The sequence below is a fragment of the Nostoc sp. UCD121 genome, assembly GCF_014222285.1.
Lineage (GTDB): Bacteria > Cyanobacteriota > Cyanobacteriia > Cyanobacteriales > Nostocaceae > Nostoc.
In genome coordinates, this window is sequence record NZ_JACKZS010000265.1 from 1 (window position 1) to 8,920 (window position 8,920).

General features: G+C 41.4%; 11 protein-coding genes. 8 read left to right on the plus strand and 3 right to left on the minus strand.

Translation table 11 applies throughout. The annotated features are described in order from the left end of the window. Positions 1 to 2,861: DUF5906 domain-containing protein (locus GNF10_RS32525; RefSeq protein ID WP_185607365.1), on the plus strand; the 2,861-nt coding region annotated here is incomplete at its 5' end. A gap of 74 nt (positions 2,862 to 2,935) precedes the next feature. On the opposite strand, the gene GNF10_RS32530 is transcribed toward GNF10_RS32525, so the two are convergent. The 3 genes from GNF10_RS32530 to GNF10_RS32540 form a co-directional block, all read right to left on the minus strand. Further along, complete coding sequence (locus GNF10_RS32530; RefSeq protein ID WP_185582123.1) at positions 2,936 to 3,121, minus strand: hypothetical protein; 186 nt, start codon at positions 3,119 to 3,121, stop codon at positions 2,936 to 2,938. Between the two features lie 1,568 nt (positions 3,122 to 4,689). Beyond that, a complete protein-coding gene (locus GNF10_RS32535) occupies positions 4,690 to 5,001 on the minus strand; it encodes a hypothetical protein (protein ID WP_185587741.1) in 312 nt (103 codons plus the stop codon). Positions 5,002 to 5,270: 269 nt separating this feature from the next. Then, positions 5,271 to 5,660: a response regulator gene (locus GNF10_RS32540; RefSeq protein WP_185592809.1), complete on the minus strand. Its 390-nt coding sequence runs from the start codon at positions 5,658 to 5,660 to the stop codon at positions 5,271 to 5,273. 32 nt (positions 5,661 to 5,692) lie between these two features. On the opposite strand from GNF10_RS32540, the gene GNF10_RS32545 reads away from it, so the two are divergent. The 7 genes from GNF10_RS32545 to GNF10_RS32575 form a co-directional block, all read left to right on the plus strand. Next, positions 5,693 to 5,917 carry a hypothetical protein gene (locus GNF10_RS32545; RefSeq protein ID WP_185587946.1) on the plus strand — a complete coding sequence of 75 codons (225 nt, stop codon included), beginning with the start codon at positions 5,693 to 5,695 and terminating at the stop codon, positions 5,915 to 5,917. A gap of 378 nt (positions 5,918 to 6,295) precedes the next feature. After that, a complete protein-coding gene (locus GNF10_RS32550; protein ID WP_256874671.1) occupies positions 6,296 to 6,547 on the plus strand; it encodes a DUF1816 domain-containing protein in 252 nt (83 codons plus the stop codon). Between the two features lie 279 nt (positions 6,548 to 6,826). Next, the gene (locus GNF10_RS32555; protein ID WP_185587945.1) at positions 6,827 to 7,021 is read left to right on the plus strand and encodes a DUF2795 domain-containing protein; all 195 of its coding nucleotides are present in this window, start codon (positions 6,827 to 6,829) and stop codon (positions 7,019 to 7,021) included. Between the two features lie 90 nt (positions 7,022 to 7,111). Beyond that, positions 7,112 to 7,543 (plus strand): hypothetical protein, encoded by a 432-nt coding sequence (locus GNF10_RS32560; protein WP_185587943.1) that lies wholly within the window; start codon positions 7,112 to 7,114, stop codon positions 7,541 to 7,543. A 273-nt stretch (positions 7,544 to 7,816) separates the two neighbouring features. Then, a complete protein-coding gene (locus GNF10_RS39050; protein ID WP_311774252.1) occupies positions 7,817 to 8,146 on the plus strand; it encodes a tyrosine-type recombinase/integrase in 330 nt (109 codons plus the stop codon). 299 nt (positions 8,147 to 8,445) lie between these two features. Continuing rightward, positions 8,446 to 8,679: a tyrosine-type recombinase/integrase gene (locus tag GNF10_RS32570; protein ID WP_311774253.1), complete on the plus strand. Its 234-nt coding sequence runs from the start codon at positions 8,446 to 8,448 to the stop codon at positions 8,677 to 8,679. Continuing rightward, on the plus strand, positions 8,676 to 8,920 hold a 245-nt coding region (locus tag GNF10_RS32575; protein WP_185607366.1), incomplete at its 3' end, for a hypothetical protein. The genes GNF10_RS32570 and GNF10_RS32575, both read left to right, overlap by 4 nt.

Below are 8,920 nucleotides of genomic sequence, written 5' to 3' on the forward strand. Positions count from 1 at the left end.
TATCTATTGTCCCAGAAACCGGGAAGTACAGATGCTTCAATAATTGTGAGTGTAAGGACATCAGAGAGGCGATCAAACCTTGGGCTGAAGTGGTGGCAGAAAGAGCAGGGGCTAATTACACTCCATCTCTAAACCAAAATGCTGCCAAACCCAAGAGAATCTTGCCCAAACCAGCACCAATTCCAGATGGTGAATTAGGTTTGGTGATGTTGACCCAAGCGGCGACTGACATACCCCAAACTCAAAACATAACTTGCAAGCTCCCAAAGGGAATACCAGGGAATGCAACACAAACAATCTATCCTTACTCACAAAGCCAATGGGTAATTCGCTATGAATGGGCGGATTACATCAAAGAGAAGGGAAAAGATAAGTCCTTCCGCCAATGGCACAGGCTCCCGGACGGCACTCCAGAGATGAGAAAAGGGGATGAACCCTGGAAAGCTTACCGCATTGATGAAGCGATCGCCTGTGCTAAATCTGTGACGGGAACCCCGGCGCTACTCCAGCATGAAGGTGAGGGGTGCGTAGAAGTTGGTCGAGAGCATGGGCTTGCTGGATTTACCTTCCAAGGTAGTGCCTGGGACAAAAAATCAATCCTGCCAGAATACCAACTTATCAAAGATTCAGGCATAGGATTAATCGTTTTTCTGCACGATGCTGACGACACTGGCTTAAAGAAACTTCAGACATGTCTTGAATGCGCGGCTGAAGTGGGGATCGCTCTGATAGGAATTAACCCAAATGACATCTGTCCCGATTTACCATATAAGTCAAGTGATATCAAAGAAATCTTGGGACAGATGGAAGTACCAGAGTTTATCCGCAAGCTAGAGGAAGAGATTCACGCAGCAGTCAAAGAGCGTAAGCGTAAGCAACAGGCAGAGGTAAATGTTGTTGATAGTGATGATGATAATTCGCAATCCCCTGTTGTAAGTTTTATCCAGCAAGCAAATCACGCTCTATATGGAGATAAGAACTGGATTTGTGCTGCTGATAAACTTTACTGGCATACTGGCAACCACTACAAACACTCTCCTGATGATACAGAGCGTAGACGGATAGCCAAATTTTGTAATTCCTTTGTGGTTGAGAATGAACAGGGGACAAGAACCTATCCTTATACTTCACCCACCTGGGTAAAAAAGATTCTGGAATGGGCAAAGATGCTAACAGGAATTGATGCAGAATTAATCAATCCACCAGGGGTAAACTGCATTAATGGAATCGTTCGACCCGTTTGGAATGGCAAGGAATTCACAATAACGCTAGACCCACATACCCCCGAAGATTACTTTATTTATGAACCATTAATAGAGTACGACCCCAACGCTGATAGTACAGATTGTGAGCGCTTACTCGCTTGCTTAGATAAACCACAGCAAGAAGTTCTTTTACGGAATCTTGCTGCATCCCTTGACCTCCAAACTGTTAGAAAGGTTAGAGGAAGAGAAGCAAAAGCATTACTGGCAGTGGGACTAGGGTCAAACGGTAAAGATGCGATTCGCAAGTGTGTATCTATTATTTATGGAGAGACTGGGATAACCAGCATATCTCTATCTGACTTCCAAGCTTACGATGAGGGCAGAAAGTTTGGACTCGCTCCACTAATGCATTCTCGGCTTAACTGGGCATCAGAAAACCCACAAACTTGCAGACTTGATAGAATTCAAAGTCTGAAATTATTTGTGACCGGGAACAAGTTGCATTGTGAACGCAAAGGCAAAGACCATATTGAATTTACCCCTAATGCTACAGGCATTTTCAACTTAAATGAAACGCCACCATTGCAAGGAGTAATGCAAGCTACTCAAGATAGAATCGCAGTTCTGGAATTTCTAAAGACATTTGTCAAAAATCCCGACCCCAACAATCCAAACGAATTACAGGCTGACTCCCGTTTTGCTGATGATTCCGAATTTGTTAGAACGCATGTTGCCCCAGCATTTCTAAATAAAATGCTAGAGGCTCTTAACAACCTCATCAAAGAAGGCATTGACTACGAATGTACAACTGATGCCTTCCGTAACGTTCAAAAAGAAAACAATCATTTATTCCAATTCCTAGAAGATAACAACATAGGTTATGTGGAAGGGGGAGAGATTACCGCACGGGCTTTATGGTCAATGCTCGAACAGCACTATATCCAGAATGGGACGCTGACTATAGATGAGGGCAATCGCAGATCATGGATCGACCAAGCCCGCCCCAGCGATAAAAACGTGAAGGGTATCAACCAAATCATCCCCCGCATCTCTCAACTCTTCCCCAAAGCGGTCAAGGGGACTCGGTACTGTGACATTGCTAAAAGAAACATCCCAATACTCATTGGCATTGGGATTTTGTCAGTTACCCGCACCACTTTCGGCGAAACCCGCACCACTTCCGCACCACTTTCCGCACCAGAAACCACGCCAAATCAGGACTTCCGCACCACCCGCACCACTTTTTCTAATACCCAAGAAAACATTGAAGAAGAGGGAGTGCAATTAAATCTTCCTTCTCCTGCAATGAAAATAGAAGAATATGTAGCCCCAACTGGTGCGGGTGGTGCGGAACCCTTGCCAGATATGGAAAACTGCTGCGTAAACTCCTGCGTCACTGGTGCGGAAAAGCTAGAAAGTGGTGCGGGTGAATCTGAGGAGGTGGCATCTTCAGAAGATTCCAAGGTTTTAGCCTCTGAAGCAATCGCTTGTATCCTGGAATCCCCCGATCCTAGTTGGGAGGTAATTAAGGATATTTTGGGTGAAATGGAAATCGCTTCTTATTCGGAACTGCACGGCTTCCTGACCTTGGGTGAATTCGCGCAACTTGAGATGCTAGTACGAGCCGCCGAGAGTGAGGTTGATATGCCGGATTGATAAAATAGTGTAATTTAATCGCCTTCTTAACTGCGCTTACGCGCTTCTCTGGTGAGTTGAAGTGTCTGCTAAGTTTACTGTCTTTTCAACTCTTGTATCAACAGTTGGCAGCGCTTACTTGCTTCTTTGGCTTGCCACCCGGTAAGGTTTTTGCTTTGTTCGCGGTTGGTTTTACTAATTTCAACCGCTTGTTGACTAAACTGTGCAGCCTGTTTACCCAGTTCTAGAATGCGAGTCCTTAATTGTTCAACAGTTTTCATTCGCCCTCCAGTTCAGAAATCAAGGTGTCTAGATTTTCACGGAATGAAAGTAGATTGACTCACTAACCTCAAGTTGCCGCTTACGCTCCGAGTGCGTAAGCGGTCATTGTCGAGTCCGTTAGTAAAGATTAGCTGTATCTCTGACTGCGTTAGAAAGAAGGCGCGTCCGTGCCGATTTATTTTCATCGTCAGACTGTAGTTCCTGCGATCGCTTATGTAATTACGGTATCGACAAATTATTTGTCAAGTTCTCGTGCTTGTAAGTTTTAGTGTAGGGAAGTGTAATTTTCAGGTTTTCTGAATGAAGTTGTAGAGATAGCTTGAACAATCGATGCAGAAGGATTTAAACTGATGACAAACAATTTGCCGCTCTACACCAACTCACATAAGTGGTAGTAATTAAAATCAGTGAATTTTTCTATATATTTTTATCAATTGCTGATGATCCTTGTTTGCTTATAGTTTAATTAAATCAAGAAGGAAAAATCTAGGCTCTTCCGTACAGGTGATACGTAACTGAAGGTTTAGCATCATGATTTTATTCTAAGTAAGTCAGGACTTTTTCGTTTTGGGTTTCGTCCCTCAACCCAACTTACCCATAAATTTATCAAAGTCTTAGAAATAAAGGGTTTTGATTTTTATTTAATGAGAGTAATAGAAGAGGGCTAAGTAATGAAGAGCTAAAATCTATTCCTTAAACATAATATATTTCCGAAGGCAACCCACCATGCGTAATATGAGTTTTAAATCCTTAACTGAAGAAGATCGGAAGAGAAATGAATATCTAGACAAACTCAATCATGCTCCCTACTATACCATCTTCTTGATCGGATTAGTGATGTTCTTGCTATTTACTACAGGTGTTTTATTGAGCGCTTTTTAAAACATTGTAAAGATGAATTTTGGCTTTGAAGTGCGCCAAACACCGCTGCACTCATAGTTTGAATACTTTTGATTAATCCTGTCTTTTGATCAAGCCAATTTCCGAGGGCGAGTTAATACATAAACTCGCTTTTCTTTGATGTTTAGGGCATCACCGTGCCAATTCACAATTTGATTGCGAACAGCACGCAATACTAACTCAAAATTAAGCTTTTTGGGTGCTTACGCGATGATTTTGACAAAAGCGATCGCCTCCGGCGGCCTTTGCCTGATACAAAGCTTTGTCCGCCGCGGCAATTATTTCTTCAAAACTAGAAACAGGGTCTTGTCAAGCCTGACGGTGATACCGAGTAGGTTAAACCCGCTCACGAAATAATCAGCTGTACATTAGCGTTCGTCTATGGGGTCAAATGAGCAGTGATACCGAAACTTACGCTAAGGACTTGATGAGCCACTTTTAATACTGCGATCGCCACTGATAAGACTGTACCAATTGAAGTCTCAGAAATTTAGGAACTTCAAAACCTTACTGTGCCGTATTAAATTGTTGCACCAAATAACCTATAGGTTATTTGGTACATTGAGAATTGCTAAAAATACTGATTGACAGAATGTTTATCCAGCAAGGGTTACAGCCTTAGCGTAACTTTCTGTACGATTGCTCATCTACCCCCTCTATCAGGTGTCTAGACAGATTTCTCATGTGAGTAGAGTTGTCCAGAGTCCTCGGAGTACCGCAACTGGCGAGCGCAATAAGAGCAATAATATTCTTCGCCATCCCAGTAGACAGGATTACCGCAAGTATTGCAATACTCCGTATCGCTATATCCTGAATTATTTTGCCAGTGCCAATTGCAGCGTAAAGATGTATCACTTATTGTTTTGATGCGTGTATTAATTGAGGCGATGGCTTGTTCTTCTGCTTCCTGAAGTGAGTTGGCTTGTCCTTTCCAGTGTCTCTCTCCGAATTCAGTTCTGATAAATACTAGAAATTGCATAAAAGTTGTATCTCAGCAGATGTTGTTATCAATAACAGCTATGTAAAATAGTTGTTTTTTAAAGATACTTCCCTTGGCTCGTAGCGAAACTTCTACTATGAGATGTAATCCAGATTTTTTGGGGATAAATTTTTGTCTTTCCAATGACACTGTAAACTCTGCCTGATGATAGAATCATGAGTTTTGAACACAATTTTTTTGGAAAAACATGAAAGCTAACTGAGCAAAACTTTTATAACCAAATTACCAGACATAAAGCGCATTTAGCTTCATACAAAATTTGATGAAAAAACTGATTTAACTTGCTGCACAAACATCTCATAATCAATAGGCTTGAGGATAATTCCTACTACATTTTCATCTGTAGATAATCCTTCGGAGAAGCCGGTGAAAAACAAAACAGGAATATCTAAATGTAACTCTTGCCGAATGTAACGAATCACATCATGTCCAGTCATATCTGGCATAATTATATTTATGATTAATAAATCATAAGAATTACTTTTAATTTGATTGATTGCCTCTGCCCCACGATGTGCAACATTTACCCTATAACCTTCTTGCTCTAGTATCATTTGGATTAATTCGGTATTATCAGGAATATCATCGCACACCAAAATATTTTTTATGACTTGATTTTGGTCTGGGTTCTCAGACATAAATTGAAAAATAATTTCGAGTGTGAGTAATTATGGATAATATCAACAAAATCATCTTAGAAAATCTGCATTCTGGGGGAAAAACTGCTGGAGAATTAAAGGATGCGTCTGATTGTAGTTACAGCATCCTTGATAAAGCCTTACGAACCCTCATTGATACAGAAGAGATTGAACCAGGATGGAGTAATGACGATTTACCTGTGAGAATTTACAAACTTAAGCGTCAAAAAGAATCTGCTCCCTTTTGGAGAATTTAGCAATTTATTACCAGTAATTGAAGGATTTTAATTGAAAAGATTGTAGTATCCTTCAGCCGGAAATGAGTTTCTCTTGATGCCGCTCGGAATTAGAGTAACTTCAAGGGGATGCGGGTGGCTCGTTATCAATTCTCAATACTTTTTTGCTGTACTTTAACTGTTTCCAGAGTGATTTAATCTGCTTGTAAGCGTCTTCGGGAGAAAACAGCCGAATATTAGCGTTCGTAGAATCTAGAAATTTCTCAATTTCTTCTTTGTTACTCGACTAGAAGTAAGTGGCGATTTGACTTTATATATCCTCATCCTTTCGGCAGAGGATAGCTATCACAGCAATAGTCATGCTGTTTAATAACAACTATTCTTCTCACCTTTTCCTTTGTGTTTAACAGAATCAAATTTTTGCTTCGAGGATTTATCCAAGGACTGAAGAGTGATTACTGGGCAGAAGTTACCACCCAATGCCCTGACTGCATCTACTATTTTGGGCCTTTTCAAAGTTTTGTTGAAGCGAAAGCTGCCTGCCCCGGATACGTTGATGACCTTAAAAGTGAGGGAGCCTTGGGGATAAAAGTCGTCGTTAAACGCTGCCGTCCTGATGTATTGACGATTTTTGATGAACAAGTGAGCTAAGTAAGTAACAATATTGCTCAAGTTGGTTGCAGCCGCTCAAGCGAATCGTTATGCTGCGAATCTTATCGGTGAGGGCAGTATTTGGGAGCTACTCGTGAAGCATCAATATCAATCTGGAAGATACTGTCGTAATTAAGCAATTTTTTGGTTTCGATTAGAACTTGGTGTTGGAAGCTGCGATCACGTTTGTTGTGGCGATAAATATTTGACGCGATGGCTTGTTCTTCTGCTTCCTGAAGTGAGTTGGCATGTTATTTCGGATAAATCCCCAAAATAATTATGATGGAAATAAATCTAATCCAACTAGAAAAAAATTTAACTGATCTTAACTACCCACTCAGCAAACACGACTTGATTAAGTATGCTGAAGAAAAAGGTATTGATGAGAAAATCCTCCGAGCTTTGAAGCGGTTGCCTTCAAAAGAGTATAAAACACTTCTGGATATAAGCAATTCTCTAGGCACAAGTGAATAATTGCTTGAAAAGGCTAATTTAACTTACAAAAATGCTGATGGGTACGGTGACTCATTAATAGCAATTGCTCATTTTTCCCAGACAAGACCCATGACAGATGAACTACATGAAATCCTCATTGATATTATTCAGCGATGGCTAGAACAAGATAGTGATCCACCAAGCTGCCGACTATTAACCCGCACTGTTTTTATCACCGAGTTGGTCAGGCTAAAAACCATCCGAGAACAAAAAGAAACGACTTATCAAGACGCTAGCTTTCAAGCAGGCAATCGCTGGCAGCAATCCCTGGAACTTCGGGCAAGTAATAGTGAAGAATTAGTCAGCGTACCACTCCTCGCTCAAATTAAGATCAAGTACGGTCTAGAACGCCTAAAAAAGCTAATTGATAGTGATGCTTTAGCAATTTACGCCAACTGGTGTAACCAGTGTGGATGGACAGATTTATTTGTGTATGAAGGGCGTTTCTGGGCCTTTCCTCCTTGCGCCGTGCTGCCGCTCCCAATCTTTGAGGCTTCTTAGCCGGAATTGATGTGGAAGCGGACGTATCAATTGATAGTTATTCGCAATAACTCTTGAGTGGCGCGACTCTCAACGGAGTAATAGGGATCGTGGCGTAGTAGACTGTCCATAATAGAGCGCGTACACCGGACACTACCACCAATATTTAATGAGGCCGCCACCCCCAACTCGTCTACCCAACAAGCATTACAGGTAAGCGAGAATACCTTACACCAAGCGAAGTGCGAAGTCTTCTCGATGCTGCACTAGAACGCAAAGCTCGTTATTCTCACCGTGATTATACACGCTCTGTTGCTCATGTTTCGCCACGGGCTGAGGGTAGGGGAAGCTGTAGGTAAATCGTGCGGTTTGCGCTGGGATGCACTGATGTGGGCCGAACGTCAGATTTTCATCACCAGGGAAAAGGGCAGCGATTCAGGGGTGCATCCCTTGAGAGACGATGAATTAGTTTTGCTCAAAGAACTCAGAGAGATGTTGCCAGATAGCAAATACATTTTCGTTTCTGAGTGTGATTTGAACGATAATTTAGCCAAACGGTCACGAAATACTTCACTCTGTACTAGGACAACATATAGGTTCTTGGCAACTTTTGGTGATCAATAGTGGGCTGGTTTAGGCAGAAGGCAGAGGGCAGAGGGCAGAAGGAAGAAAGAATAAAATTACAGAAAGTACTTTGGTATGAGGGTTACAGAATCTCTACATCACAAGAAAAGTCTTCAAGTTGGATCTGGATCTTTGTCACAAGTTCTACGACGACAGGCAAAATCTCAAAACCCTTCTGCCTCCTGCCTTCTGCCTTAAAGCGCGTAACTTTTCATCATCACCAAAAGCTGACAAGAACCACGTTATGGTTCAAAATTTGGTCATGCAGGGGGTAAAATCACACTGAGCGTGGTGAGGTGATGTCAACTGATGCAGTGCGAAAGCTGCTTGGGCGGCGGGCAGTGCAGGCGGGACTTGATATCAAAGTTCACTGCCACATGATGCGCCATGCCTGCGGCTACTATCTGGTGAATCAGGGTTATAACACCAGGGAAATCCAAGACTTCCTGGGACACCGCGATATCAAACACACTGAAAAATATACAAAGTTAAATGCTCGACGCTTCCTAAATTTTGATTGGGGTGATTTATGAACGATGACAATAATTATGAATTAGTAGAAGCAGTTAACAGATTAACAAATCAAGTTAAAGAATTAACAAATGTAACTGAAAGATTAAAAAATCAAGGAGAAAACATAAATAGAAAAATATTTGGAATCGGGGTTATATTTTTGTCTACAGTGCTTGAAAAAAATTACTTTCCTAATGACAAAATTGGAATAATTATAGTCGGAATAGTTCAAATGATTGGTATATATATAGTATTTAAGTA

What these genes read in the sequence shown, in the direction of transcription:
- GNF10_RS32530 (WP_185582123.1), bottom strand. Translation starts at nt 3,121, where the DNA reads ATGAAAACTGTTGAACAATTAAGGACTCGCATTCTAGAACTGGGTAAA.
- GNF10_RS32535 (WP_185587741.1), bottom strand. Translation starts at nt 5,001, where the DNA reads ATGCAATTTCTAGTATTTATCAGAACTGAATTCGGAGAGAGACACTGG.
- GNF10_RS32540 (WP_185592809.1), bottom strand. Translation starts at nt 5,660, where the DNA reads ATGTCTGAGAACCCAGACCAAAATCAAGTCATAAAAAATATTTTGGTG.
- GNF10_RS32545 (WP_185587946.1), top strand. Translation starts at nt 5,693, where the DNA reads ATGGATAATATCAACAAAATCATCTTAGAAAATCTGCATTCTGGGGGA.
- GNF10_RS32555 (WP_185587945.1), top strand. Translation starts at nt 6,827, where the DNA reads ATGATGGAAATAAATCTAATCCAACTAGAAAAAAATTTAACTGATCTT.
- GNF10_RS32560 (WP_185587943.1), top strand. Translation starts at nt 7,112, where the DNA reads ATGACAGATGAACTACATGAAATCCTCATTGATATTATTCAGCGATGG.
- GNF10_RS32570 (WP_311774253.1), top strand. Translation starts at nt 8,446, where the DNA reads ATGTCAACTGATGCAGTGCGAAAGCTGCTTGGGCGGCGGGCAGTGCAG.